The organism is Methylobacterium sp. E-016, from assembly GCF_022829745.1.
GTDB lineage: Bacteria > Pseudomonadota > Alphaproteobacteria > Rhizobiales > Beijerinckiaceae > Methylobacterium.
Window position 1 is genome coordinate 21251 of sequence record NZ_JAKSYF010000138.1, and the last position, 24381, is coordinate 45631.

Genomic DNA, 24381 nt, shown 5'->3' on the forward strand with positions numbered 1-24381 from the left:
CCGCGCTGGGCTCGCTTGAGTCCGGTCTCCTTCGACACGCCCCAGGCACGACAGGCGATGGCCAATGGGACCAGTTCGGTCGATGGACGACCGCAGACACCGAGGACGGCTCGCAGGGCCTCGGCGGCCTGCTCTGCGGCCTCCAGGGCCGCTAGGCAGGCTGAATGCTCCTGAGGGGTCATCACCACTCAGCATCCCCCGGCTGTGTATCATCTCGGGGCGGAGACCGCTTGGATGCCCGGGGCGCGCTCTCAGCCTGCGCGATCGCAGCCAATGCCGCGTCGCGGCAGTCGATCGCTCGAAGGCACAGGCTTGCGGTCGCAACGTACTCTCGCTGCACCTTCCGGCACACCTCGATCACCTCAGCAATTTCCGGGATGAAGGTCGTCGTCCTGCGCAACCGCTGGCATGCAGCGGCGATAACAGCGGGTTGGAAGCCGAGCTCGAAGATGTCGCTGCACAGGGCGCTGAGGTAGGTCACCGGGTTGGCAGGCTGACGAGCGCGGCTATCGAACAGGAGCGCGACCGCCGTCGCGGTGATCTTACGGCTTGGCTTCGCCTCGATCGCAGCAGCCGCGGCCTGCCCGAGCTGCATGAGCAGATCGAGATCCGGCGCCTCGGCGATGTCCTGGCGCAGGCGCTCGATTGCCCGCGGGGAGCCGATGAGATCACCGACGTAGGGCTTCTCCAGCAGGACCTTGCGCCAGTTGATGGGGCCGAGATCGGTCAGCAGGCGCTCGATCTGCAGCTGCGGCCGCAGGTCAGGCAGGGCACCCGCCCGGGCAACGGCATGGTCCCCGCGCAACGTGATGTCAGTCGTCATCGTACATGTTCTCCTGCAGGCGTCCGAGGGCGCTGAAGGGCTGCCGACCGTTCGCGTGCGACACTGGCTTCGGCACGGCCTCGTCGGCCCAATGCCCGCCGTTCAGCCAGGTCTTCGGATGCTTGGTGAACTGGGGATCCTGCTCGGCGCGCTCGGCCGCGTATCGCTTTGCGCCTTCGATCAGCTCGGCGACGGTCGCCTTCCGAGCCTTCGTAATCCTGATGAAGACAGGCTGGGCAGCGTCCTTCCCAACCTTCCGGGGGTACGCCCGCCACCACTCATCGAAGTCCGAGGGGGTAGGGGGAGACTCTTCCCTGTTTCCTTTCCCTGTATCTTTCCCTGAGTAGGGTGCATCGCCATGCACCGTTGACGGTGCACCGTCGTGCACTGGGGGGGTGCACAGCGGTGCACTGTTGTCATCGTGTAACAGTGCATCCTCGTGCACCGTTGACGGTGCACCGTCGTGCACTGTTGGCCCAGCCCGATCTCCTCGCGAGAAATCGATCTGAAAGGTGTTCGTCGCGTATCGGTTGGGGCCGGCGGCGGCACCACCTTTCACCTGGTTAATCACTATCCAGCTGCCGGCTTCGAGCTCCTGAACCGCATTGATCACTGCACGTCGCTTCAGCGCTACGCCGTCGGCAAGGGTTTGATAGGATGGGCAACAGCGACCAGTCTGAGCGCTGTGGTGATAGAGCAGGCGAGCGGCCACAAGCTTCGACGTCTGGGACAGATCTGCATCGGCGATGATCGCCTGAAGCAGCTGCCACTTCTGCAGGAGTGTGACCGCCGCCATTGGTCAGGCCGCCTCGAACAGGTAGTCGTCTTCGTAAATCTCCACCGCGATGTCGTAGCCGCGAAGGATCTCGGCACGCGCCGCGGACGGCCAGAGGCGTCGTGCCAAAGCGATGGTGGCCTCAGGCCCCTGACCGGGAATGAGGCAACCCTCTACGAGCATGCGCGCGATGATCGGGGCGAGATCCCTGCACATCATCGCGCATCATCCCGTGGACCAAGCCCGGCAAGTTGGGCGACCACACTGGCAACCTCCGCCGATACCCCGAAGCGCCGGGCGAGCATGTTGCTCACGATGGTATCGGGTGCTAACTCGAAGGCGTCGGTCGAGCGAGCGACAACCTTCGAGGGACGCAAGCGCTGGCAGGCGCGGCGTCCCTCCTCTGTTTTCTGAGCCATGCGTCAGGCGACCCCGCCACGGGAGATCGCCGGCCCGTCGAGCAGGCGCTCGAAGGCGGTGAGCGGAACCAGCAGCCGCCGCCCAATCCGAATGGTCGGGATCTCTCCTCGGCCCGCCGCCTCGTAAGCCTGGTTCTTGCCGATGCCGAGCCGCCGGCTCGCCTCCTCGACCGTGATGGTCAGTGCCTGGGAGCGCTTGGTCTCATCCATTTTCATGCCTGCCTCGTGGTGACGTGAAATTACGTCACTCAAGAGATAGCCCCAGCGGATGGGGTTGGCAAGCGATGCGACGTGATTTAACGTCATCGTGACGGAGGATGATCGATGACCGACCAAGAGCCGAAGGCCAAGCGAGCTCCAAAGCCGAAGATCGAGAATAAGCGAGGATCGCTCACAATTCGCCTCCGAGATGAGGTGCGACGTGATCTTGAAGCAAGCGCATTGAAGTACGGTCGATCTCTCTCTGAGGAGATGGAGACACGTATGGAGATATCCCTGGCTCAGAAAGCGCAATATAAATATGAATGGGGCGAAGACTATTATGATATAGCTGTTAAGACTGCCGCGGCATTGTCCTACATTGAAGATACCTATGGATGTAGGTGGCATGAATCTGAGGCAGCAACGCAGGTGTTTGAGCAAACTGCCGCAAAGATCATCCAGAACGCGAGGGATCATTTCGCCCGCATAGAACGCGACCGCTTGAGCGGTGCGGCAACCAACCTGGTCGAACTGCCGGTGGAAGATCAGGCTAAGTGGTTCGCTGGGCTGGGTGGCTCCAACCCGCCGTACAAGCGCCGGAAGTCGGTCGAAGTCGTCGGTGACGACGACTGATAGCCTGAGCCTGCCGCACCATCGATTCGGGAAGAGCAGGACATGAAGGGTCACATCCGTGAGCGATCGCCTGGCAAATGGGCAGTCGTCTTGGACTTGCGAGATCCAGAAACCGGCGCGCGACGCCGGAAGTGGCACACCTTCACCGGCACGAAGCGCGAGGCGCAGAAGGAGTGCGCGCGCCTCATCACGACGATGCAGGGCGGCGACTACGTCGAGCCGGCCAAAGAAACGCTCGCGCAGTTCTTCGAGCGCTGGTTGGAGCACATCCGCTCGCAGGTCTCGCCTCGCAGCCACGAGCGCTACACCGAGATCGCTCGAAAGAACCTCGCCCCGCTGCTTGGCGGCGCCGTGCTCACCAAGCTTCGGCCGGAGCAGATCTCCGCGGCCTATGGCAAGGCGCTTATCAGCGGTCGCAGGGATGGCAAGGGCGGCCTTGCGCCTCGAACCGTCCACCATATGCACCGGATACTGCGGCAGGCGCTTGGCCAGGCCGTGAAATGGCGCCTCCTCGTTCGGAACCCGGCTGATGCTGTTGACCCGCCGAAAGTCGAGCGACTGAAAATGCGTGCGCTCGACGCAGATGAGTCGGCGGCGCTGTTCGCGCACTTCCGACCGAGCCGGGTTTTCATTGCCGTAGTGCTGGGGACGATGTGCGGACTGCGCCGTGGCGAGGTTACCGCGCTCCGGTGGCGCTCGGTCGATTGGAAGACCGGCCACATCGAGATTGTCGAGAGCACCGAGCAGACCCGGAAGGGCACCCGGTCGAAAGAGACGAAGAGCGGCCGTGGCAGGCGCGTCGCTCTCCCCTCCTTCGCGCTCGAGGAAATGCGAGCTCACCACATCCGGCAGGCAGAGGAACTGCTGAAGCTCGGGATGCGGGCGGCCAGCGATGGCTACGTGTACACCCAGGCCGACGGCTCGCCGGTCCAGCCGAACAGCCTCACGCATGAATTCACGCGGATCTTGGCCCAGGCGCCCGACCTGCCAAAGGTGCGCTTCCACGATCTGCGGCACAGCCACGCGACGCAGATGCTGGCGAGCGGGGTCCATCCGAAGATCGCGCAGGAGCGCCTGGGGCACTCCAGCATCGCGATCACACTGGATCTGTACTCCCACGTCCTGCCGGGGATGCAGGAGGACGCGGCAGCGAAGGTTGACGCGGCACTGCGCGCGGCCATAGGTAAGACCGCCGGGTGAAATGGTAGCAAAGCGGTAGCAAAGGCGGGTTTCGGCCCCCTGCCCTACCGACCGAAAACCAAATTGCCACAAAGGTTTGGAAGGGTGGCCGAGTGGTTTAAGGCAGCGGTCTTGAAAACCGCCGTGGGGGCAACTCCACCGTGGGTTCGAATCCCACCCCTTCCGCCAGAAGGCTGTTCCTCCCCGTTCGCCACTGGCCGCTAAGTCGTCGAAATATAAGGTAAATCATCAATCTGCCGTTCGCGGCAGGTCGCTGGCGTTTGCGCAAATTCAGGCTTACGATGTTAGTAGCATTGTGGGTAGCTTGGACGTGCAAGGTAAGCTGACTGCTCTGGGCGTCGCGCGCCTGAAAGCCCCCGGCATGTACGGGGACGGCGGCGGCTTGTGGCTTCAGGTCTCCGGCAAGGGGGCGAAAAGCTGGATCTATCGGTTCACCCTTGGCGGGAAAGCCCGCGCCATGGGGCTGGGGTCGGCGAACACCTTCTCCTTGGCCGAGGCACGCGACAAGGCTCGGGACTGCCGCAAGCTCACGGCCGAAGGCTTGGACCCGATCGAGATCCGATCTGGCCGACGGCAGGACGCAGCAGTGGAGGCAGCCCGCGCCATCACCTTTCGGTCGTCCGCTGCCAGCTATATCGGGGCGCACCGGGCTGGTTGGCGCAACGCGAAGCACGCGGCGCAGTGGACGGCGACGCTGGAAACCTATGCCTATCCGGCGTTCGGCGACCTGCCGGTGCAGGCGGTCGATACCGGCCTTGTGATGCAGGCCCTCGAACCGATCTGGTCAGCGAAGCCTGAGACCGCCACTCGGGTGCGGGGTCGGATCGAGTCGGTGCTGGATTGGGCGACAGCGCGCGGCTACCGGCGCGGAGAGAACCCGGCTCGATGGAAGGGGCACCTGCAGAACCTCCTGCCCAAGCGATCAAAGGTGCAGCGGGTTGAGCACCACCCTGCCCTACCCTTTGCAGAACTGCCGGCGTTCATGCGCCTGCTGGAAAGTCAGCCTGGCATCGCCTCCAAGCTGATGGCCTTCACGATCTTGACGGCAGCCCGCACAGGTGAAGCACTCGGCGCTCGCTGGTCTGAGATCGACATGGAAGCTGGAATTTGGATCGTGCCGGCTGAGCGGATGAAGGGCGGCACGGAGCACCGCGTGCCGCTGTCAGCCGCAGCCTTGGCCGTCCTGGCGCAAATGCGCGGCTTTGACGAGACCTTCGTGTTCCCCAGCGGACGGCGCAGCAAGCCGCTGTCCAACACAGTGATGCTCATGCTGCTCCGCCGAATGGGGCGTACCGATCTTACCGTACACGGTTTCCGGTCGTCGTTCCGCGATTGGACTTCCGAGACGACGCACTTCCCGTCTGAGGTGGTGGAGATGGCGCTGGCCCACACGGTCGAGTCCAAGGTTGAGCGGGCTTACCGTCGAGGCGACCTATTCGAGAAGCGGCGCGAGCTGATGGATGCTTGGGCGCGGTACGTCGAAGTTGCACTGGAAGCATAGTCATGTCGGATGCTGAGCCAGAGAGCGGCGATTTCGAATTTGCGAATGCAGTGCGGGAAGCGGCCTCTGCGCTTGCGGCGGCTCACTTGGAGCTATTCAAAAATGCCGGAGGCAGCTCGAAGCGCCTCATTGACTATATCTTATCGGACCATCCGCTCACTAGAGTCGATCGAGATCTCTTAGTAGAGTTTCTTTCCGGCGGGTTCAGACTCCGCCCGGGGCGCAAAGCAAGATCCAAATCAGAGAATGATCAGCGCAGAGAGATCTATGAGGGGTACAAATCCCTGATGGAGGGGATGCGCGACTCGATCAGTGGCCGCCCAGCCGCTCAGATTGCCGTGGACATACTCTGCGCGAAGTACCCCAGACTCACTCCGATCCAGATTGAACAGATCGTGCGACATCGCCCGATGCGGGTGAGCCAGAGCAGCGTCTTCCGGCGCAAAAAAACACCGGGCTAATTGTTTAGGACGCCAACCGGCTTTGTCGGTTCTAGCGTCCGTATGTCGCCGCACGAACAGGTGGGGCAAACATTAGGTGCAGCCATGAACCTTCACACAGTTCAGGCGCCGCAGGGAGACCTGCGCGCGTCGCCGGAGAAGCTTGCCTACACGGTGCCAGAGGCGCTGTACGCAACCGGCCTCGGCCGGACCACGCTCTATGCGCTGATCGCTGAGCGGAAGCTTCGGATGATCAAGGTGGGGTCTCGGACCCTCATCCCAGCTGATAGCCTGCGCAGCTATCTCGCGTCGCTTGAGATGGAGGCGGCGTAGCGCATGCTGAAAACAGTTGAGGGACGCGAGGCTGCCAGGCCTGCACGTCCCTCGAAAGCTGTCGTCTGCCAGATCGACACTTTCGAAAATAGCACCAACACCCCGATCGTCCAACGGCTTTCTCGTCGCTACGGCGTCTCTCCCGAAGTTGCGGCGCTTGTCGCGGAGTTAAGCGGGCTCGGTCCGCGGGAGGCGAGCCGATGAGCAGCGCACCCGATCACATCGCCCATGGCTCGCCGGGCGCGTTGCGCGAGTTCGTAGCCGAGTGCCTGCACATGGTGGCCTTCTACGCCTCGATGGGCGTCGACTACGGCGCCGTCGGTGACGACACCGGCCTCGAGCTTTCCACCCGGAAGGCGACGGCTGCCATGCGGCAGGCCATCAGTGTCATGACAATGCTGAAGGAGGCGAACGGAACGTTGCGCCAGAAGGGACAGCCACATGAGGCATGAGCCCTTCGCCGACGACCTCGCCGAAGCGTTGCACGCGCTCGGCCCGGAGCGCGCGTGGCCGCCGCTGCGTGGCCGTGCCGAGGATGACCCACCGGGTCGACCCGCGATAAAGGCGACCCGGTTCGAATGGATCGAGCCGTCGGCGATCCCGGTGCGCGAATGGCTCTTGGGCCGGCACCTCATCCGCAAGTTCATCTCGGCGACCGTCAGCCCCGGCGGCATCGGCAAGTCGTCGCTGGTGATCGCCGAGGCGCTGAGCATGGTCACTGGTCGCGACCTGATCGGCAGTCAGCCGCACGGCCGGTTCAAGGTCTGGTACATCAACCTCGAAGACCCGATGGACGAGCTGCAGCGCCGCGTGATGGCGACGGCGTTGCATTACGAACTCGACGACACCGATCTCGCCGGCCGCCTGTTCGTCAATTCCGGCCGCGACACCCGCGTCGTCGTCGCCGAGCAAAACCGAGCGGGTCTGACGATCGCGCATCCTGTGATCGAGCAGATCCGGGCGACGATCCTCGCCAACATGATCGACGTGCTGATTATCGATCCGTTCGTGTCGAGCCACGCCGTGAGCGAGAACGACAACGGCGCCATCAACGCCGTGGCGACCGTTTGGGCCTAGATCGCCGACCACTGTGGTTGCGCCGTCGAGCTCGTGCACCACGCCCGGAAGACCGGCGGCAACGAGGTGACGGTCGAGGACAGCCGCGGCGCCAGCGCGCTGCTTTCACTCAGGTAGCTGGCGAGCGCATAGAATGGCTCGCGCGTGCTGATCCCGGCAGAAAAGCCCGCAAAATCAGGCATTTGACATCCTCGCAAATCCACTTACGTTGCTTGCAACGTTCGATGCTAGCAACGTAAGGGCAGGCCATGAAGGGCGACTTCGTCACCTACGTCCGGGTCTCGACGGATCGGCAGGGCAAGTCGGGCCTGGGCCTCGACGCTCAGCGGGAGGCGGTCCGCACCTACCTCAACGGCGGCAACTGGCGCATCGTGGCCGAATTTCAGGAGGTCGAGAGCGGCCGGAATGACGCCCGCCCGGCCCTCGACGCCGCGCTAGCCGCTGCCCGCCTGCATCGCGTCCCTCTCGTCGTCGCCAAGGTGGATCGCCTCACGCGGTCGGTGGCGTTCCTGTCGAAGTTGCTCGCGAGCGGCGTCGATGTGCGCTTCGCCGACCTGCCTCAGATCGAAGGCCCGGCCGGGAAGTTCATGCTCAATCAGATGGTGGCCGTGGCCGAGCTAGAGGCCGGCATGATCTCGGCTCGTACCAAGGCCGCGCTAGCCGCCGCCAAGGCCCGTGGGACCAAGCTGGGCGGCTTCCGTGGTCACGTTGCCACCGATGCCGCCCGTGAGGCTGGCAGGGCCGCAGGAACGGCCCGTGCGGCGGCTCGAAGCGCCGACCTCGCCCCCGTCGTGACCGAACTCCGCGAGGCCGGCATCGTTTCAGCAAGCGGCATCGCCAAGGCGCTGAACGACCGCGAAATCGAGACACCACGGGGCGGCCGGTGGCAGGCTGTACAGGTTCAGCGGATGCTGGCGCGCATGCCTGCTTAAATGCGATGGATTTTCGCGCGCCAATATTGACTAACCGATAGTCTTCCTTCATTTTGAGATTGCCGGCGTCCTTGGATGAGGAACCGGTGCACGGGTTGGATGGCCCACGGACTGACTCTCAGTCACCGGAGCCCCGCCCATGGCCTCTCAGGCCAAATCCGAACGCCGTAGCCAGATCACCCGTCATCCTGAGCGGCTGTCGATCGAACTCGCCCGCTTGAAGGGCGTGAGCCTCGACAAGATCGCGGCACGCTTCGACGTGCATCGGGACGCCATCGCCCGGCACATGGCGAACCTCGATCCCGACTACCGCGCGGCCCTGGCCGCCGATGTCCCCATCTCCGAACTCGCCGAGCGCGCGGCTGCCGAGGGCGGGTCGATCCTCGACAACCTGTCTGTGCTCCGCGGCGGCCTGATGCAGGCGGCCTTCGTCGCCAAGGCCGGCAACGACCACCACGCCTACGCCGCCCTGTCCCGCGTGGCCCTCGAAGTCATCCGAGAGACCGGCAAGTTCACGGGCGAGATGGCGAACGCGCCGACGATCCAGAACATCACGAACAACGTCGCGGTGCTGATGCACTCGCCGATCATGCACCGGCTTCAGGCCATGCTGGCGAGCCGCCTCCGACCCTACCCGGAAGCCTTCGACGCCGTGATGGACGGCCTCGCCGAGCTAGAGGCCAACCCCCAGCCGACGGGGGTGCTCGATGTCCGCGCCGCGTGAGATCGATTTTGCCGCCGCCCTGCGCGAAAGCCTTGCCGGAAGCTGGCACCGCAAGGCCCGGCCTGAGCAGATCGCCCCGACCGGCGACTGGTCAACGTGGCTGGTGCTGGCGGGGCGCGGCTTTGGGAAGACCCGCACGGGCGCCGAGTGGTGCCAGGAGCAGGCCATGTCCGGCACGATGAGCCGGCTGGCACTGGTGGCCCCGACGGCCGCCGACGCGCGGGACACGATGGTCGAAGGTGAATCCGGCATCCTCGCCATCGCCCCGAACCATGCCCGCCCGTTCTACGAACCCTCAAAGCGCCGGCTGACTTGGCCGAACGGCGCCATAGCGACCTTGTTCTCGGCGGACGAGCCCGAGCGCCTTCGCGGGCCACAGCACGCGGCAGCTTGGGCCGACGAGTTGGGCGCTTGGCGCTACATGGAGGCTTGGGACCAGTTGCAGCTCGGCCTTCGTCTCGGCGCGCGTCCGCGCGTGGTGGTGACGACGACACCGAAGCCGTTGCGCATCCTTCGCGACCTGATGAACCGCGAGGGCCAGGGCGTCGTCATCACCCGCGGCCGGACGCGGGACAATGCCGCCAACCTCGCCCCCGGCTTCGTGGAGGCCATGGAGGCGCGGTACGGTGGCACCCGGCTCGGCAGGCAGGAAATCGAGGGCGAGTATCTCGAGGATGTGCCTGGCGCCTTGTTCCAGCGCGCCTGGATCGACCAGGACCGGGTGACGAGCGCGCCGGATCTGGTGCGCATCGTGATCGCGGTCGATCCCGCCGTCACGAACAACGAGAACAGCGACGAGACCGGCATCGTGGCCGCCGGTATCTCGGCCGACGATCATGTCTACGTCCTCGAAGACGCCACCGCGAAGCTCGGACCGCTAGAATGGGCGCAGCGCGCCGTCGCGCTCTACCGCCGGCACCAGGCCGACCGCATCGTCGCCGAGGTCAACAACGGCGGCGCCTTGGTCGAGGCGACGATCCGCATGGCCGACCCTCTCGTGCCTTACCGCGAGGTCCGCGCCTCCCGCGGCAAGGCGATCCGGGCCGAACCCGTCTCGGCGCTCTACGAACAGCACAAGGTCCACCACGTCGGCACCTTCGCTCCCCTCGAAGACCAGATGTGCGCGTTCACGTCGGACTTCAGCCGCTCGCTGGCGGGCTACTCGCCCGACCGCGTCGACGCACTTGTGTGGGCCATAACCGAGCTTGCGGTCAAGCATTCGGTGCCGACCGCCTCGTCTCAGACCTACCATGTCGTCGGCTACGACACAGGCCGATCAGGTCACGCCCAAGCAATCAATCGCCTGCCGCCGGCTCAAGCTGTGCGTCTCGGCCTTTGCTCTGAGGAACGCGCCCGTCGAATGGGTTGGATCAAGTAATGGCCGAGCGCCATAGAGGGAAAAGACGCATCATGAACCTGCATTTTTATCAGGCTATGACCGACCGTGTGCGCAAGGGGCAGCCGCACACCGACCACGCCGTCTCCACGATCCAGGCGCTTGCCGAGGTCGAAACGCGGCACACCGCCGTCGCGACGAAGCTGGAAGGTGACGGCAACCTCTCGTCGGTCGGTCGGAGGAGCAAACTGGTCGAGACAGTCCGTAAGGAGCGTCTAGGCGAGTTCGCCCGCGCCAGTCGCGCCGTCCGCAAGGCTCTCGGCCGATTTGAGGCACAGCGCGCCGGCCTTGGCCTGCCGAAGCCCGACCGCACCGACATCGTGGGCGAGCTGCAGCGTCAGGAGATCCGCGGATACCTACGAAGCCTGGAGCCCGGCGCCCGCCTGACGCTCGCGCAGGAGATCGCAACGAACCCCGAGCAGGCCGCCGCGCTGTTCGACACGCCCGCCTTCACCTGCGGGCTCGACGACGCCGCTTTGCAGATGCCCGAGAGTAAGACCTTCGATCGCCTGCGCGCTGCGGCCGTCAAGAAGTTGCACGGGCCAGCATTGGCCGAGATCGAAGCCATCGAGACGGACTATCGCGAGGTGCAGCAGGTCGCGGTCTACGTCCGCAACGAATTGTTTAAGGCGTCCGGTATGTCGCCCGAAGGCTTCGAGGCGACCATGCAGTCACTCGAAGCGGTGGCGGATGCTGAATGATGAAGTTCAGCGAACGAAGGGCCCGGCAGCGAGCGCGGCAGTTCTCGATGGAACAGGCGGGCGACCTAGCTGCCGAGAGGATTGGCTTGCTCGGCGATGCCTTCGCCGGCCTTGCCGAGACCGTGAACGCGATCACTGCCGCGCACCACGCCGGAGGCATCACCCTGGCCCAGCATGAGGCGCTGAAGCGGTGGGCGCTACAGGTCGCGCCCGTGTTCACGCACGCGGCCGGCGTGATCGAGGAGAGCGACGAAAGGCTACGGCGCATTTTCGAGCCGGGGGAGGCCGCCTGATGCGTAGCTTCGACAGCCCTGCCGCCTTCGCTGCTTTCCTACAGGGTGTAGCCCGCACCGTTCCGCAGGCCGAGCACAAGGCCATGGAGACGGCTTCGGCACACCATCTCGCCGAGGTTCAGAAAATCCCCGGCCGGTACCATGACGGCTGGGCGAGCCTCGCCGACGCCACGAAGGCCGACCGTGTCCGCAAAGGCTTTCCCGAGGACGAGCCGCTGCTACGCACTGGCGCGCTTCGGAAAAGCTACAAGCGGCGCGTCATCAACGCGCGCCTCGCCTCGGTAGGGTCAAACGACCCGCGCGCCCCTCTCTTCGAGAATGGCACCTCAAAGATGCCTCCGCGGCCGGTGCTCGGCACCGCAGCTAAGCAGGACGGCAAGAACGTCGCCGAAATCATAGGCCAGCGGATGCACCGGCATTTGCTCGGCGGATCTGTTGAGGACTGAGCCGATGGCTGACATCTACAAGATTGCAACCGAACTCACGATCACCGGGGCTTGGCAGCGCCAGCTTCACGAGATCGCATCGTTGTTCGCGGGCCTCGACAAGCAGATCGTCAAGACGAACGGCCTGATGGGTCGGCTGACGCTGGGGAAGGGAGCCTTCGAGGGGCTTTCAAAACTCAACAAAGAGATGGGGCTTCTGTCCGGTACGGCCGGCAAAGTCTCGAGTTCGATCAATAAGGACTTCGCCCGCGCGTTCGGGGGCGTTCGCAACGAGGCGAATACCGTCAAGGCGGCGATCGGCGGATGGGGCACAGAAGTCGCCGCGGTTGAGCGGCGGGTGAACGACCTGATCGGGAAGCTTCGCAGCGCGGGCTCTGCGGGCGGTCGAAGCATTCGCCGCCCCGGTCACGGCCCCGGCGTCCTCGATACGATTGCGATGGGGCCTACGGAGTCGGGCATCCTCGCCGGCATGAACGTGGAGCGGATCGGCGGCGGCATCCTTCACCGCAGCGGCGAGCTTCAGCGCCAGACCAACCTATTCAAGATGGCGGGCAACAGTCAGTCCGACGCTGCCCTCGGTCTACAGGCGGCCTACAACTCGGCGCGCACCGTCCCCGACATCAATGTCACCGAGCAGTTCAAGCTGTTCCGCGAGTTAAGCGCGGCGACGCAGGACAACTCAGGTTCGGCCGCGTTGCTGCCCGAAGTTGCCAAAGCACGTTCCGTCATCTCGGCCGCTACCGGGCGCGAGAACGAAGAAGATATGCGGAGGCTGTTCAAGTTTATTGAACTCCGCGGCAAGGCTATCGATCCAAAACAGCACAAGATCATCCCGAAGATGTTCGTGGAAGAGCTTGATGCGGCCACGAAGGCACTTGTCGTCGGGCAGGGACTTCTGACGACCAACGATTTGCAACAGTTCGTGCGTCAGGCCGGGCCGATGGCCAAGGGCATGTCGTCCGACGACCTCTACATGAGCGCGCTCGCCGCGATGGAGGACATGGGCGGCGCCCGCACCGGCACGTCGCTCTCCGCGGTCGGTCGTCAGTTCGTCGGCGGCACCATGACCTCGAAGGTGGCCGGCGTTCTCAAAGACTTCGGGCTTCTGACAGGCCAGGGTCAGGAAGTCTCGGACGCGGGCAAGATCACGATCACCGAGCCGGCCAAGGCGATCAAGGGCTACGACACCCTGACGAAGGGCACGTTCAAGGACTTCATCGACAAGGAGGTGCGTCCCGCGCTTGAGGCCAAGGGCATCACCTCGCGCGACGACCAGAACAAGCAGGTCTATCGCATCTTCGGCACCGATACCGCGCGGCGGATGGGTTCGCTGTACCTTTCGAGCCCCGAACAGGTCGATGCACTCGGGCACCGATACAAGCAGGCCATGGGCATCAACGCCTATGACAACCTACTCGGCGGCGGCAAGGACTTCGAGACCGCTTCCAAGGGCGTCTCCGAAGCGTTCACGACCCTCAAGACGGCGCTGGGAGACGCGCAGGGCATCGCGCCGATGCTCAACACCATCGCGCACGCCATCGCTGGCCTTGCCGATGCGGTGAAGGATCGACCGGGGGTCGGGACCGCCGCGACGCTGGGCGTGGTCGGGACGGGCGCCGCGGCCATGGGCTACGGCACCTTGAAGACGCTCACAGGCTTCGGTCTGCCGGCCGCGGCGACGCAGCTCAGCACGGCGGCGGTTGCCCTCGAAGCGGCTGCGGTGAAGCTCGGCGGCGGAAGTGCCGTAGCGGGCGCGGCAGGTGCGGCGGGCGCAGCCGGCGGCGGCAAGATGGGGATTGTCGGCAAAGCTCTCGGCGCCCTCGGCATCTGGGGGTTGGCAGAGGCCGCGCAAGATAAGGGCGTGCTGGCCGCGCCCAAGATCGGCGACGGCTTCTGGAAGAACGTCCTGAACTTCCTCGACCCCGGCCTCGCCGGTCGCGTGATCGGCGACGGCATCACACTGGCAGGAGAGCGCCGGCGGCTCGCCGAGGATTTGGCTCGCCGCGCAGACCTCGGCAGCATGATCCGAACAGCGCCGAGTGAATAATAACGTCCACGCCCAGCGTGAAGCAGGAAGGGGCCCATCTCAAAAATGGGTGCGGACGGTCTGACCGAAGTCTGACAGGCGACACTTACCGGTCAGTTGTTTCGATGAAATTACCGCTCGGTCACATCGATAGCGACCCCTCGGGTGGCCGCCTTCGTCCGCTATCGTTCGCCTAAATTTGTCGAACGGCCGTGGGTGAAAATGTGGGTAAGCGTTGATGAGAAATCGGTAAAGGACTGAATATAATGGAGATTTTCGACCGAACGCGCGGACACCCCCTCCGCCTGTCTTCCCGCCCTCCTCGGCGCGGCGCAGACCGCCGCCGCGAGACGGCGCGCCGGCTCGGCTTCCCGGGCAGGGTCGAACGTTCGGCTACGCCGGGAGGACGACTACCTTGGTCTTCACCGGCGTCCGGGCGTAGAGGTGGATCATGTCCTGGCTGAGCAGGCCGACGCAGCCGCTCGTGATGCCGGTGCCGATCGTGTCGGGCTCGCTCGAGGCGTAGATCGTGTAGAGCGTGTAGGCGCCGTTCTGGTAGAGATGCAGGGTGCGGGCGCCCAGCGGGTTGTCGAGGCCGCCCGGCATGCCGCGGGCGTATTGGGCCGCCTCCGGCTGGCGCCGGCTCATCTCCTTGGGGGGCGTCCAGGTCGCCCACTCCGACTTGCGGCCGACATAGGCGTCGCCGTGCCAGAGGAACCCGTCGCGCCCGACATTGGCGCCGTAGCGGGTCGCGGCTCCGTCGCCCTCGATGCGGTAGACGTAGTAGTTGGCGGGATCGACGACGATCGTGCCGGGCGCTTCCTTGGTCTCGTAGCGTACCGTCCGGCGATAGTATTTCGGGTCGACCTTGCTGATGTCGACCGCCGGGATCGGGAACTTCTCGTCCGGCATCGGCCCGTAGGTCTTGGCTGCCTCGGCCAGCAGGATGCCGTCGGTGGTCGCGCAGCTGCCGAGGCCGAGGGCGCCGAGGCCGACCGCCGAGCCGGCCAGGAACGACCTGCGGCTCAGAAGCGCCGTCCGAAGCCGAGCGGTCCGGTCCATCGCGCCGGCATCGGCACGCCCACCATCCATGATCGTGATCCCGAGCGTCCCATGTCCTGCGACCCGATCGAAGCACGCTCCGACCGACGCTGCGCCAATGTACTGCCAAGCCGAGACCGGTGACAGCCGACGGGACTTGCAAGCTCGGCTTTTGCGTCGGGAGTGTGGCAAAAGTCACTCGGCGGCTCTGATCGTCCGCCGATGGCGACTTCAAGACATCGGTCGAATGCACTTGCCGCGAAGTCGCGCGTGCGTTCGGAGCTGTCCGACACTGGGCGATCGCGGTGATGATCGCTGCGCGTCGCCGCGCTCGCCTACAGTGGCCGGCGCGAGAGGATCGATGCCGTAGGTGATCGATGCCGAGGTCCCTCGGGCGAGCCCGGAGCCGGATCCGATCGGATCGCCGCGCGATCCGCGCATCGACGGCTCCGGGATCAGCCTTGCGACCGGCTCGCGATGCGGTCGAGGAGGACGTGCGGCACGGTCAGGGCGGACAGCATCTGGAGCGTCAGGGTCAGGAGGTTGGCCGGCGCATCCGCGGCGCCGGCGGCGTAGAGCGGCCACAGCCCCGCGCCGAGCAGCAGCGTCAACGCGAAGACCGGCAGCGCGGCGCGGACGGCGCGCGGCATCGTGTCGACGCCGGGCGCCTTCGCCGGGTCCCGCACCAGCGCCCGCATGTGCCGGGGGCCATGGAGGACGACGAAGTACAGGGTGAACGCGGTGAGCGGCGGCAGCAGCCAGAAGGCGGCGGCCAGGACGGATATCTCGGCCAGCACCGCCGGCCGCACGCGACGGCCGAGGAGCCAGGCCGCCGCGAGGGCGAGCCAGAGCCAGGCGGCGGCCGTCCACCAGGCGGGAAGCGACGGCATCGGCACCCGTGCGACCGCCGAGAAGATCTCCGCCGTCTCGGGCGGATGCAGGAGCGCCGGCAGGGCGATCGGGAGGCCACCGCGCACGAGCGCCTCGAACGGTCGGCCCGGGCCCGAATCCTCCTCGCCGAAATGCAGGACCGACAACCCGAGGAAGCCCGCAAGCGTCGCCAGGGGGGCGATCTGCCAGGCCAGGAGGACGAGGGCCGAGAGGCCGAGATAGGGAATGGCGAAGACCCCGAACCACGCTCGGCCGTAGCGCGGGCGCAGCAGCGGGGCCGCCACCGCGCCGTCGAGCGCACCGTGCGGAACGCCGAGGACGATGACGACCGTCAGGGCGACGAGCCAGGAGGCTTCGCGCGGGAGGAACGCGGAGGCGACCAGCCCGAGCGCGACGAGCGCGGCGGCGAGCTGGGGCAGGCCGGTCACCCCCGCATGGATGCGGTGGCGGCTCGCGCCGTCGGGCCCCGCGAGGCGGGAGAGGGACGATCGAGCCGCCAGGAGCATCAGGCCGCCCGGCGCAGCGGCGTCGTGGCCGCCCGCCCCTCCGACAGGTCGCGGTCGACGGCGCGGGTCGTCTCCAGCGTCGCCATGATGCCGTAGACGACCTTGGCGGTGAGATCGAGGATCGCGATCACCGCCAGCGCGAGGCTCGGCGACAGGATGCCGAGGCCGTCCTGGCCGACGAGCAGCACCACCGGGTAGGCGCACCACACCCCGGTGAGGAACACGGCATTGCGCAGGAAGGCCTTGCGCACGTCGGCCCGCTCGCCGGCGTTCTCCTCGCGCAACTGCACGAAGATCCCGTAGAACACGGCCAGGAACGCGCCGCAGGAGATGGCGAACCACGTCCACTTCACGGCGGCGACGTCGGACAGGCCGAAGGCCAGGGCCGTCACGATCATGAGCAGGTCGGAGCCGATCAGCCCCCAGACGACGGCCGGCCGGCGCATGCCGGAATGCATCGCGGTGCGCGAGAGCCCGACGAGCAGGAGCGGCGTGGTGAAGGTCCAGTCGATGTAGCGTGCGAAGTAGAACTGCCGCGCAGCCTCCGCCGCATCGGGACCGGCCGGAAGGGTGATGCTGCCCTGGCCCGTCGCCATGGCGAAGTAGGAGCAGGCCGCGATGATCGGCACGATTCCGTGGATGATCCCGTCGGCTTCTTCGGCGGGCGTGCGCCGCTTCGCGATGAACAGGATCACGGCGGCGCCTGCCGCCATTCCTGCAAAGCCCAGCCACAGCCAGAATTGAGGCGTCATAAATCTCTCGTCGGTATGGGGATGAAAGGGGCGCCCGGGACCGTGGCGCCCCTGCCCAATCACCCTCGCCCCCGATTGTTGCCAAGCCGCCGCGTCACAGGCGCGTGAGCCCCTGCGGCGCGTCGCCGCCTCGGCGAACGCGGGGTTCGCCCTGTCCTGCGAGCGCTCGACCTCGGCCGGCGTGCCCGGGCAGCGTCGCAGGCTCCGCCAGAATGCCGACGCTGCGACGCGCCGTCAGGGCGCGGCAGACGGGGCGACCGCCTGCGGCAGCCCGCGCTGCCAGACCTCGACGATCCGGGTGCTGGCGGCGATGTCCTCGGACGGATCGGCGGCGAGCACGACGAAATCGGCGCGGCGACCCGCTTCCAGGCGGCCGCGGTCGGCGAGGCCGAGGAGGTCGGCCGCCCGCGCCGTCGCGATGGTCAGGGCTTCCATCGGCGTGAACCCGGCCTGCACCATCAGCGCCAGCTCGCGGTGCTCGGCCACGCCGGGGACGCGCTCGGGAGCCGCGCCGCTGTCGGTCCCGAACCCGATCCGGACGCCGGCGGTCTGGAGCGCCTTGAGGTTCGCGAGGTTCGTGGCCAGCGAGGCGCGCGCGGCCTGCGCCTTGGCGCTCGCGCGGGTGTCGCGCTGCCAGGCGGGGTCGTCGAACCGCGCCTTGAGGTCGGGCGCGAGCGCCGTCCGGACGAAGGGCGTTTGCGCCCAGGCCGGCGCGTCGGCGTAGGCGAAGGTCGCCTCGTCGAGGGCCAGGGTCGCGATGTACCAGGTGTCGTGCGCCTTCAGCAGCGCGACGAAGTCCGGGTCGACCGGCTTGTCGCGGACGCCGTGCGCCAGCACGTCGGCTCCGGCCCGGACCACGGCCCGCGCGTCCTCGAGATCGTGGACGTGGGCCGCGACCCGCAGGCCGAGGCGATGGGCCTCGTCGATCACCGCCGCGGAGACGGAAGGCTGCATCTTGGCCGGCACGGAGCCGCCGAAATCGTCGAGCCAGAGCTTCACCATGTCGGTGCCGCGCGCCTTCATCGCGCGGACCGCGTCGCGGCCCTCGTCGGCGTTCGCCGGGCGGAAGAGCTGATCCGGGCTGACGCGCACCATCGCCTGCGGCGGGCCGCCGTCGGGCACCCCGATGCCGCGGTCGACGCCGAACAGGTCGGCGCCGGGGATGAGACCCGCATGCGCCTCGGCACGGATCTCGGGCATGATCGCGCCGTTGAGCCCGAGCGCCATGATCGTGGTGACGCCCCGGGCGGTGTAGGCTTCGAGCTGGGCGAGGATGTTCTCGCGCGTGTAGTTCCGGGCGCCGACGTCGACGCCCCTTACGATGCCGACGTGAGAGTGATCGGAGATCAGTCCCGGCATGATCGTGTGCCCGGGCCGTTCGCGGATCTCGGCGTCGGACGGCACCGCGACCGCCATGCGCGGCCCCGCCGCGACGATGCGGTCGCCGTCGACGACCAGCACCGCATCCGCGACCGGCTCGGCCGACAGGCCGTCGATCAGCCGGATGCCGGTGAAGGCGAGCGGCTTGGCGGCGGCCCCGCCGATGCAGGACAGGCTCGTGGCGACGGCCAGGGCCGACAGCAGCGCGTTCCGACGCATCGCACTCTCCTCCCGGATCGCCGACGGGACTTCGCCGGTCGCTCCTTCTGGCGTGCGACCTGGGACCCCGCGCGGTTCTCGAGCGCCGATCTGACGGCGTTTCGTCCGGTTTGTCGAGGCGATCCGGGCGTGCGGTGCTGCCCGGCGCTTCGATCAGCCTCGGACCGGCGCACGGGCGTGCCGGGATGGATCGTCTGCCGGGGGCGCCCTCAGGCGAAGAAGCGGTTGCCCGGGCGCGGCAGGCCGAGATGGTCGCGCAGGGTCGTCCCCTCGTAGTCCCGGCGGAACAGGTCGCGGCGCTGCAGTTCCGGCACCAGCCGGTCGACCACGTCGTCGAGGCCTTCCGGCACGAAGGGGAACATCACGTTGAAGCCGTCGCAGGCCCGGCCGTCGAGCCACTCCTCCATCCGGTCGGCGACCTGTGCCGCGGTCCCGACCATCTGAAGGCCGCCGTAGCCGCCGACCTTGCGCGCCAGCTCCCGCACCGTCGCGCCGGTCCTGCGGGCGTAGTCGACGATCTGCGCCTGCCCGCTCTTGCTCGCGTTGGTCTCGGGGATCTCGGGCAGCGGCGCGTCGAGGGCGAAGCCCGAGGCGTCGACGCCGAGGCGCACCGAGAGGTTGGCGAGCCCGCTGTCGGGATGGACGAGCTCGTCGAGCCGCGCCTTCTTGGCCCTGGCCTCGTCCTCGGTCCCGCCCAGCACCACGAAGGCGCCGGGCAGGATCTTGAGGTGGTCCGGGTCTCGGCCGAGCGCCGGCATGCGTCCCTTCACGTCGGCGTAGAACGACTGGCCCGCCTCCAGGGTGGAGCTCGACCCGAACACCACCTCGGCGGTCTCGGCGGCGATCTGCCGTCCGGCTTCGGAGGCGCCGGCCTGCACGATCACCGGCCAGCCCTGCACCGGCCGGGCGACGTTGAGGGGGCCCTTCACCTTCAGGAACGCGCCGCGGTGATCGAGGACGTGCATCCTGTCGGGGTCGAAGAACAGCCCGCTCTCGGGGTCCATGCGGAAGGCGTCGTCGGCGAACGAGTCCCAGAGGCCGGTCACCACGTCGAAGAACTCGCGGGCGCGGGCGTAGCGGGTGGCGTGCTCGACATGCGCGTCGCGGCCGAAGTTGTGCGCCTCGTCGGGATTGCCCGAGGTGACGAGGTTCCAGCCGGCGCGGCCCTTCGAGATGTGGTCGAGCGAGGCGAACTTGCGGGCGACGTGGTAGGGCTCGTTGTAGGTCGTCGAGGCGGTGGCGATCAGCCCGATGCGCTCGGTGACCATGGCGAGCGCCGGCAGCAGGGTCAGCGGATCGAACGAGGTCACGGTGGCCGAGCGGCGCAAGGCCGCCGGCGGCATGTTCATCACCGCGAGATGGTCGGCCATGAAGAAGGCGTCGAACTTCGCCGCCTCCAGCCGGTGGGCGAAGTGGACGAGATGCTCGAGGTTGAAGTTGGCGTCCGGGTACCCGCCGGGATAGCGCCACCAGGCGGTATGGATGCCGAGCGGGCGCATGAACGCCCCGAGATGCAGGCGTCGGTCCCGGCTCATCGCCCCTCCTTCGTGCCGCTGCCCGAGCCGGACGGCGCCGCCGGGCCGAAGCCCGCGGGCGGACGCGTGCCGAGATGCGCGCGCAGCGTGCGGCCCTCGTACTCCGTCCGGACGAGGCCGCGCCGGCGCAGCTCCGGCAGGACCAGCTCGATGAAGTCGTCGAGGCCGCCGGGCAGGGTCGCGGGCATGATGTTGAAGCCGTCGGCGCCGCCGGCGCGGAAGCGGGCCTCCATCTCGTCGGCGACCTGCATGGGCGTGCCGACGATCTGCGAGTGGCCCCGCGCCCCGGCGATCCGCAGGTAGAGCTGGCGCAGGGTCAGCCCCTCCCGGCGGGCGAGGTCGAACATCAGCTGCTGGCGCGACTTGGCGCCCTCGGCCTCCGGCAGCTCCGGCACCGGGCCGTCGGGATCGAACCCGGAGAGGTCGAAGCCGCCGACCATCCGCTCGAGCAGGGCGAGGCCCACCACCGGGTCGATCAGGTCCTGCAGCGCCTCGAACTTGGCCCGCGCCTCCGCCTCGCTGCGCCCGACGACGGGAAACAGGCCCGGCATGACCTTGAGGTCGCCGGGCTCGCGGCCGAACCGTGGCAGGCGCGCCTTGAGGTCGCCGGCGAACTCGACCGCTTCCGCGAGCGTCTGGTTGGCGGTGAACACGACCTCGGCGGTGCGGGCCGCCAGATCCTTGCCCGGCCCCGACGAGCCCGCCTGCACCACCACCGGCTGGCCCTGCGGCGTGCGCGCGATGTTGAGCGGTCCGCGCACCTCGAAATGCGTGCCGCGATGGTTCAGCGGGCGGAAGCCGTCCGGCTTCGAGAACTGGCCGCTGGCGCGATCGATGACGACGGCGCCGTCGTCCCAGGTGTTCCACAGGCCCAGCACCACGTCGACGAACTCCTCGGCCCGGGCGTAGCGGTCGCCGTGGCGGGCGATGCCGGCCTCGCCGAAATTGGCGGCCTCGGCGTCGGTCGTGGAGGTCACGAGGTTCCAGCCGGCCCGGCCGCCGCTGAGGTGGTCGAGCGAGGCGAAGCGCCGGGCGACGTTGTAGGGCTCGTTGAAGCTGGTCGAGGTGGTCGCGACGAGCCCGATCCGGCTGGTGACGGCGGCCAGCGCCGACAGCAGCGTCACCGGCTCGAAATGCGCCGAGCGCGCGGTCCGCTCGCTCGAGCGCAGGTTCGAGTCGCGGATGCCGGAGCCGTCCTCGAGGAAGACGAGGTCGAACTTCGCCGCCTCGGCCCGCTGCGCCCAGCCGACGTAGCGCTCGAGGTTGAGGCCGCCGTCGGCCTCGCTCGACGGGTGGCGCCAGCCCGCCACGTGGTGGCCGGTGGCGTAGAAGAACGCGCCGAGGCGCATCGTGTCCTGTCTCAAGGTGTCCCGCCCCGCCGGCCGATGGTGAATGTCGCGCTGGGCCTCTCGGGTGCCCGCATTGCAGAACGCGCCGCGACCTGCGCCGTTTCAGCGCTCGCGGCGCCGGGCCTCAAGGATGCTTGTGGATCGGATCGATCCAGTGGACGGTCTCGGGCCGCTCCACCGGCTCGACCTCCGGGATGTTGATCACCACCGCCTCGTTGTCGGAGCGCACGAGCACGCATTGCAGCGTCTCGTCGGGCGAGGCATTGATCTCCTGATGCGGCACGTAGGGCGGCACGAAGATGAAGTCGCCGGGGCCCGCTTCGGCGACGTATTCGAGCCGGTCGCCCCAGCGCATCCGGGCGCGCCCCGACAGCACGAAGATCACGCTCTCCAGCGCGCCGTGATGGTGCACCCCGGTCTTGGCGTCGGGCTCGATCGCCACGGTGCCGGCCCAGATCTTCTGCGCGCCGACGCGGGCATGGTTGATCGCCGCCTGCCGGAACATGCCCGGCGTCTGCGCCGTGTTGGCGTCGAGCCTGTCGCCGGGGATCACCCGGACGCCGTTGTGCTTCCAGCGCTCGGCGCCCGGACCCGGCTCGCCCTGGACGTGCGGGTGGTCGTGCGGGTCGTCGTGGTGATCGTGCATCGCTCGAATCCTGCTCGTCGGCCGATCAGCGTAACGCAGCCGGTTGCGGGAATCCCGTGTCGAAGATCGCCTCGGCCCGCGGCGCGCGCGCCTTCGGGATCAGGCCTGCGCGCACGTAGAGGTCGATGTTGGCCTGCTCGTCGGCGATCACGGCCTCGTCGATCGGGACGTTGCGGTACTGCGCCCGGCCGAACCAGCGCAGCGGCACCGCCTCCGGCAGGCCGATGAGCTTCGACCAGACCTTCGCGTAGGGGGCGGGGTCGGCGAGCGCCCAGGCCCGGGCCCGCGCGAGCCGCTCCCCGAAATCGGCGAGCAGCGCGCGCTTGCCCTTCAGCGCGGCGTCGCTCGCCACGGCGAAGCTGAGGCCTGGCGTGATGCCGTTGCCGTCGCGCACGACACGGACCAGGCCCGCGAGCTCGGCGGTGGAGGTGTAGGGCTCCCAGGTCGCCCAGGCGTCGACGCTGCCCGAGGCCAGGGCGATCTTGGCGTCGGCCGGCGGCAGGAAGCTCAGGGTGACGGCATCGGCCGGCAGCCCGGCCTCCTCCAGGGCCGCGAGCACCACCTGATGCCCGATCGAGCCGCGGTTCGTCGCGATGCGCCTGCCCTTGAGGTCGGCGACCGTGCGGATCGGCGAATTCGCCGCCGCCAGGATCGCGAGCCCGTCCTGGCGGTTCCGGAAGGCGAGGAAGGCCTTGACCGGAACGCCCGCGGCGGCGGCGAAGGTGAAGGGCGCGTCGCCGACGCCGCCGGCATCGATCGCGCCGGCGTTCAGGGCCTCGAGCAACGGGGCGGCGGCCGGGAACTCGCTCCAGGCCAGCCGGTAGGGCAGCCCGTCGAGGACGCCGGCGGCCTCTATCAGCGCGCGTGCGTTGCCGCGCTGGTCGCCGACCCGGAGGACGTCCTCGGCCCGGGCGGGGATCAGGGCAACGAGGAGCGCGAGAACCGTCAGGAGCGCGCGCATCAGGCGGCGTCCGCGGTGGCGGAGCGGTTGGCGAGCTGCGCGCGGAAGGCCGGCAGCAGGTCGCGACCGTAGCCGATCGCATCCTCCAGCGGATCGAAGCCGCGGATCAGGAAGGTGCGCACGCCGAGGTCGTGATAGTCGAGCAGCGCCTCGGCGACCTGATCGGGCGTGCCGACGAGCGCGGTGGAATTGCCGGCCGCGCCGGTCTCGGCGGCGATCGCCGTGTAGAGGCGCTTGTCCAGGCGGGTGCCGCTCGCGGCCGCCGCGAGGAGCCTTCGCGCGCCCTCGTTCTGCGGGGTCGCCGCGGGGCCGAGGCCCCTGGCCGCGCGCACGGCCCTGGTCCTGGCGAGGATCGCCTCGGCCCGCGCCCAGGCCGCCGCCTCCGTGTCGGCGAGGATCGGCCGGAACGACAGGCTGAAGCGCGGATCCCGGCCGTAGGGGGCCGCCGCGGCGCGGACGCGGGCGATGAGGTCGCGGACCTGATCCAGCGTCTCGCCCCAGAGGGCGTAGGTGTCGGCATGGCGCCCGGCCACGTCGAGCGCCGCCGGCGAGGCGCCGCCGAAGAACACCGGGATGCCGTCGGCCCGCACCGGCTTCACCTCCGAGAACCCCTGCTCGACTTGGTAGAAGCTGCCAGAATAGTCGAACGGCGTTTCCGCGGTCCAGGACAGGCGCGCGACGTCGAGGAATTCCCGCGTCCTGGCGTAGCGCTCGTCCTTGCTCAGGTGATCGCCGTCGCGTGCCAGGTCCCGATCGTCGCCGCCGCTGATCGCGTGGATGGCGATGCGGCCGCCGGTGAGCTGGTCGAGCGTCGCGAATTGCCGGGCGGCCACCGTCGGCGCGGTGAAGCCGGTGCGATGGGCGATCATCAGCCCGATCCGTCGCGTCACCGCCGCGATCCGGGACGCGATCAGCAGAGCGTCCGGCGCCGTCGAGTAGGCGGCGACGAGGATGCGGTCGAAGCCGCCGGCCTCGTGCGCCTGAGCGAGGCGGTCGAGGTAGTCCCGGTCGATCGCCGGACCCTCCGCCGGATGGATCTCGGAGGTCAGCCGGGGGGCCGCGAAGCCGATGAACTCGACGGCATCGGGCGGGAGATGGCTCATGGGACTCTCCTGATCGCTCGGGCGTTCGAAGGCCGGGGTGCCGCGCGCCGCGATGGCGCGTGCAGCCGCCCGAAGCAG

General features: G+C 67.9%; 28 protein-coding genes and 1 tRNA gene. 15 read left to right on the plus strand and 14 right to left on the minus strand.

Features of this window, described 5'->3' with window-relative positions; translation table 11 throughout:
• Positions 1-181: 181 nt before the first annotated feature.
• From MKK68_RS20040 to MKK68_RS20055, 4 genes are all read right to left on the minus strand, one after another.
• Positions 182-823 (minus strand): hypothetical protein, encoded by a 642-nt coding sequence (locus MKK68_RS20040; protein WP_244032590.1) that lies wholly within the window; start codon positions 821-823, stop codon positions 182-184.
• Positions 813-1619 (minus strand): helix-turn-helix domain-containing protein, encoded by an 807-nt coding sequence (locus MKK68_RS20045; protein WP_244032591.1) that lies wholly within the window; start codon positions 1617-1619, stop codon positions 813-815. Before MKK68_RS20045 ends, MKK68_RS20040 begins: the two co-directional genes overlap by 11 nt.
• Positions 1620-1622: 3 nt before the next feature.
• A complete protein-coding gene (locus tag MKK68_RS20050) occupies positions 1623-1817 on the minus strand; it encodes a hypothetical protein (RefSeq protein ID WP_244032593.1) in 195 nt (64 codons plus the stop codon).
• Between the two features lie 203 nt (positions 1818-2020).
• Positions 2021-2233 carry a helix-turn-helix domain-containing protein gene (locus MKK68_RS20055; RefSeq protein ID WP_244032595.1) on the minus strand — a complete coding sequence of 71 codons (213 nt, stop codon included), beginning with the start codon at positions 2231-2233 and terminating at the stop codon, positions 2021-2023.
• 108 nt (positions 2234-2341) lie between these two features.
• Between MKK68_RS20055 and MKK68_RS20060 the strand changes: the two genes are divergently transcribed.
• The 8 genes from MKK68_RS20060 to MKK68_RS20095 all read left to right on the plus strand — a co-directional run bounded on the left by MKK68_RS20060 (position 2342) and on the right by MKK68_RS20095 (position 7402).
• Positions 2342-2851, plus strand: coding sequence for a hypothetical protein (locus tag MKK68_RS20060; protein ID WP_244032597.1), 510 nt, complete (start codon positions 2342-2344; stop codon positions 2849-2851).
• 42 nt (positions 2852-2893) lie between these two features.
• Positions 2894-4051 (plus strand): tyrosine-type recombinase/integrase, encoded by a 1158-nt coding sequence (locus MKK68_RS20065; protein WP_244032599.1) that lies wholly within the window; start codon positions 2894-2896, stop codon positions 4049-4051.
• A 78-nt stretch (positions 4052-4129) separates the two neighbouring features.
• Positions 4130-4219: transfer RNA gene (locus MKK68_RS20070), tRNA-Ser, on the plus strand.
• A gap of 142 nt (positions 4220-4361) precedes the next feature.
• The gene (locus MKK68_RS20075; protein ID WP_244032757.1) at positions 4362-5552 is read left to right on the plus strand and encodes a tyrosine-type recombinase/integrase; all 1191 of its coding nucleotides are present in this window, start codon (positions 4362-4364) and stop codon (positions 5550-5552) included.
• 2 nt (positions 5553-5554) lie between these two features.
• Positions 5555-6013, plus strand: a complete 459-nt coding sequence (locus MKK68_RS20080; protein ID WP_244032600.1) for a hypothetical protein — start codon at positions 5555-5557, stop codon at positions 6011-6013.
• Between the two features lie 84 nt (positions 6014-6097).
• Complete coding sequence (locus tag MKK68_RS20085) at positions 6098-6325, plus strand: helix-turn-helix domain-containing protein (RefSeq protein WP_244032602.1); 228 nt, start codon at positions 6098-6100, stop codon at positions 6323-6325.
• 200 nt (positions 6326-6525) lie between these two features.
• The gene (locus MKK68_RS20090) at positions 6526-6777 is read left to right on the plus strand and encodes a hypothetical protein (RefSeq protein WP_244032604.1); all 252 of its coding nucleotides are present in this window, start codon (positions 6526-6528) and stop codon (positions 6775-6777) included.
• 28 nt (positions 6778-6805) lie between these two features.
• Positions 6806-7402: an AAA family ATPase gene (locus MKK68_RS20095; protein ID WP_244032606.1), complete on the plus strand. Its 597-nt coding sequence runs from the start codon at positions 6806-6808 to the stop codon at positions 7400-7402.
• Here MKK68_RS20095 and MKK68_RS20100 read toward each other — a convergent pair.
• Positions 7399-7584 (minus strand): hypothetical protein, encoded by a 186-nt coding sequence (locus MKK68_RS20100; protein WP_244032608.1) that lies wholly within the window; start codon positions 7582-7584, stop codon positions 7399-7401. The genes MKK68_RS20095 and MKK68_RS20100 overlap by 4 nt on opposite strands.
• Positions 7585-7650: 66 nt before the next feature.
• Here MKK68_RS20100 and MKK68_RS20105 point away from each other — a divergent pair, with 66 nt between their 5' ends.
• The 7 genes from MKK68_RS20105 to MKK68_RS20135 all read left to right on the plus strand — a co-directional run bounded on the left by MKK68_RS20105 (position 7651) and on the right by MKK68_RS20135 (position 13941).
• The gene (locus tag MKK68_RS20105; RefSeq protein WP_244032610.1) at positions 7651-8334 is read left to right on the plus strand and encodes a recombinase family protein; all 684 of its coding nucleotides are present in this window, start codon (positions 7651-7653) and stop codon (positions 8332-8334) included.
• Between the two features lie 139 nt (positions 8335-8473).
• Positions 8474-9058: a hypothetical protein gene (locus MKK68_RS20110; RefSeq protein ID WP_244032612.1), complete on the plus strand. Its 585-nt coding sequence runs from the start codon at positions 8474-8476 to the stop codon at positions 9056-9058.
• Positions 9042-10436, plus strand: coding sequence for a DNA-packaging protein (locus tag MKK68_RS20115; protein WP_244032614.1), 1395 nt, complete (start codon positions 9042-9044; stop codon positions 10434-10436). Before MKK68_RS20110 ends, MKK68_RS20115 begins: the two co-directional genes overlap by 17 nt.
• Positions 10436-11155, plus strand: a complete 720-nt coding sequence (locus tag MKK68_RS20120; RefSeq protein WP_244032616.1) for a hypothetical protein — start codon at positions 10436-10438, stop codon at positions 11153-11155. Before MKK68_RS20115 ends, MKK68_RS20120 begins: the two co-directional genes overlap by 1 nt.
• A complete protein-coding gene (locus MKK68_RS20125) occupies positions 11152-11448 on the plus strand; it encodes a hypothetical protein (RefSeq protein WP_244032618.1) in 297 nt (98 codons plus the stop codon). The genes MKK68_RS20120 and MKK68_RS20125 overlap by 4 nt, the downstream gene beginning before the upstream one ends.
• The gene (locus tag MKK68_RS20130) at positions 11448-11894 is read left to right on the plus strand and encodes a hypothetical protein (RefSeq protein ID WP_244032620.1); all 447 of its coding nucleotides are present in this window, start codon (positions 11448-11450) and stop codon (positions 11892-11894) included. The genes MKK68_RS20125 and MKK68_RS20130 overlap by 1 nt, the downstream gene beginning before the upstream one ends.
• Positions 11895-11898: 4 nt before the next feature.
• On the plus strand, positions 11899-13941 hold the full coding sequence (locus MKK68_RS20135; RefSeq protein ID WP_244032622.1) for a hypothetical protein: 2043 nt from the start codon (positions 11899-11901) through the stop codon (positions 13939-13941).
• 372 nt (positions 13942-14313) lie between these two features.
• Here MKK68_RS20135 and MKK68_RS20140 read toward each other — a convergent pair whose 3' ends face one another.
• The 9 genes from MKK68_RS20140 to MKK68_RS20180 all read right to left on the minus strand — a co-directional run bounded on the left by MKK68_RS20140 (position 14314) and on the right by MKK68_RS20180 (position 24303).
• Positions 14314-15012 (minus strand): L,D-transpeptidase, encoded by a 699-nt coding sequence (locus MKK68_RS20140; RefSeq protein ID WP_244032624.1) that lies wholly within the window; start codon positions 15010-15012, stop codon positions 14314-14316.
• 404 nt (positions 15013-15416) lie between these two features.
• A complete protein-coding gene (locus MKK68_RS20145) occupies positions 15417-16358 on the minus strand; it encodes a Brp/Blh family beta-carotene 15,15'-dioxygenase (RefSeq protein WP_244032626.1) in 942 nt (313 codons plus the stop codon).
• A complete protein-coding gene (locus MKK68_RS20150) occupies positions 16358-17110 on the minus strand; it encodes a bacteriorhodopsin (protein ID WP_244032631.1) in 753 nt (250 codons plus the stop codon). Before MKK68_RS20150 ends, MKK68_RS20145 begins: the two co-directional genes overlap by 1 nt.
• Before the next feature lie 234 nt (positions 17111-17344).
• Entirely contained in the window at positions 17345-18709 is a 1365-nt protein-coding gene (locus MKK68_RS20155) for an amidohydrolase family protein (RefSeq protein WP_244032633.1), read from the minus strand.
• A gap of 209 nt (positions 18710-18918) precedes the next feature.
• Positions 18919-20244 (minus strand): LLM class flavin-dependent oxidoreductase, encoded by a 1326-nt coding sequence (locus tag MKK68_RS20160; RefSeq protein ID WP_244032635.1) that lies wholly within the window; start codon positions 20242-20244, stop codon positions 18919-18921.
• Positions 20241-21608, minus strand: coding sequence for an LLM class flavin-dependent oxidoreductase (locus tag MKK68_RS20165; RefSeq protein WP_147841575.1), 1368 nt, complete (start codon positions 21606-21608; stop codon positions 20241-20243). Before MKK68_RS20165 ends, MKK68_RS20160 begins: the two co-directional genes overlap by 4 nt.
• A gap of 109 nt (positions 21609-21717) precedes the next feature.
• Complete coding sequence (locus tag MKK68_RS20170) at positions 21718-22239, minus strand: cupin domain-containing protein (protein WP_244032637.1); 522 nt, start codon at positions 22237-22239, stop codon at positions 21718-21720.
• 25 nt (positions 22240-22264) lie between these two features.
• Complete coding sequence (locus tag MKK68_RS20175) at positions 22265-23200, minus strand: ABC transporter substrate-binding protein (protein WP_244032639.1); 936 nt, start codon at positions 23198-23200, stop codon at positions 22265-22267.
• The gene (locus tag MKK68_RS20180) at positions 23200-24303 is read right to left on the minus strand and encodes an LLM class flavin-dependent oxidoreductase (protein WP_244032641.1); all 1104 of its coding nucleotides are present in this window, start codon (positions 24301-24303) and stop codon (positions 23200-23202) included. Before MKK68_RS20180 ends, MKK68_RS20175 begins: the two co-directional genes overlap by 1 nt.
• Between the last annotated feature and the right edge of the window lie 78 nt (positions 24304-24381).

Coding starts and splice junctions, on each gene's coding strand:
- MKK68_RS20040 (WP_244032590.1), bottom strand. CDS start 823: ATGACGACTGACATCACGTTGCGCGGGGACCATGCCGTTGCCCGGGCG.
- MKK68_RS20045 (WP_244032591.1), bottom strand. CDS start 1,619: ATGGCGGCGGTCACACTCCTGCAGAAGTGGCAGCTGCTTCAGGCGATC.
- MKK68_RS20050 (WP_244032593.1), bottom strand. CDS start 1,817: ATGATGTGCAGGGATCTCGCCCCGATCATCGCGCGCATGCTCGTAGAG.
- MKK68_RS20055 (WP_244032595.1), bottom strand. CDS start 2,233: ATGAAAATGGATGAGACCAAGCGCTCCCAGGCACTGACCATCACGGTC.
- MKK68_RS20060 (WP_244032597.1), top strand. CDS start 2,342: ATGACCGACCAAGAGCCGAAGGCCAAGCGAGCTCCAAAGCCGAAGATC.
- MKK68_RS20065 (WP_244032599.1), top strand. CDS start 2,894: ATGAAGGGTCACATCCGTGAGCGATCGCCTGGCAAATGGGCAGTCGTC.
- MKK68_RS20080 (WP_244032600.1), top strand. CDS start 5,555: ATGTCGGATGCTGAGCCAGAGAGCGGCGATTTCGAATTTGCGAATGCA.
- MKK68_RS20085 (WP_244032602.1), top strand. CDS start 6,098: ATGAACCTTCACACAGTTCAGGCGCCGCAGGGAGACCTGCGCGCGTCG.
- MKK68_RS20090 (WP_244032604.1), top strand. CDS start 6,526: ATGAGCAGCGCACCCGATCACATCGCCCATGGCTCGCCGGGCGCGTTG.
- MKK68_RS20100 (WP_244032608.1), bottom strand. CDS start 7,584: ATGCCTGATTTTGCGGGCTTTTCTGCCGGGATCAGCACGCGCGAGCCA.
- MKK68_RS20105 (WP_244032610.1), top strand. CDS start 7,651: ATGAAGGGCGACTTCGTCACCTACGTCCGGGTCTCGACGGATCGGCAG.
- MKK68_RS20110 (WP_244032612.1), top strand. CDS start 8,474: ATGGCCTCTCAGGCCAAATCCGAACGCCGTAGCCAGATCACCCGTCAT.
- MKK68_RS20115 (WP_244032614.1), top strand. CDS start 9,042: ATGTCCGCGCCGCGTGAGATCGATTTTGCCGCCGCCCTGCGCGAAAGC.
- MKK68_RS20120 (WP_244032616.1), top strand. CDS start 10,436: ATGGCCGAGCGCCATAGAGGGAAAAGACGCATCATGAACCTGCATTTT.
- MKK68_RS20125 (WP_244032618.1), top strand. CDS start 11,152: ATGATGAAGTTCAGCGAACGAAGGGCCCGGCAGCGAGCGCGGCAGTTC.
- MKK68_RS20130 (WP_244032620.1), top strand. CDS start 11,448: ATGCGTAGCTTCGACAGCCCTGCCGCCTTCGCTGCTTTCCTACAGGGT.
- MKK68_RS20135 (WP_244032622.1), top strand. CDS start 11,899: ATGGCTGACATCTACAAGATTGCAACCGAACTCACGATCACCGGGGCT.
- MKK68_RS20140 (WP_244032624.1), bottom strand. CDS start 15,012: ATGGATGGTGGGCGTGCCGATGCCGGCGCGATGGACCGGACCGCTCGG.
- MKK68_RS20145 (WP_244032626.1), bottom strand. CDS start 16,358: ATGCTCCTGGCGGCTCGATCGTCCCTCTCCCGCCTCGCGGGGCCCGAC.
- MKK68_RS20150 (WP_244032631.1), bottom strand. CDS start 17,110: ATGACGCCTCAATTCTGGCTGTGGCTGGGCTTTGCAGGAATGGCGGCA.
- MKK68_RS20155 (WP_244032633.1), bottom strand. CDS start 18,709: ATGCGTCGGAACGCGCTGCTGTCGGCCCTGGCCGTCGCCACGAGCCTG.
- MKK68_RS20160 (WP_244032635.1), bottom strand. CDS start 20,244: ATGAGCCGGGACCGACGCCTGCATCTCGGGGCGTTCATGCGCCCGCTC.
- MKK68_RS20170 (WP_244032637.1), bottom strand. CDS start 22,239: ATGCACGATCACCACGACGACCCGCACGACCACCCGCACGTCCAGGGC.
- MKK68_RS20175 (WP_244032639.1), bottom strand. CDS start 23,200: ATGCGCGCGCTCCTGACGGTTCTCGCGCTCCTCGTTGCCCTGATCCCC.
- MKK68_RS20180 (WP_244032641.1), bottom strand. CDS start 24,303: ATGAGCCATCTCCCGCCCGATGCCGTCGAGTTCATCGGCTTCGCGGCC.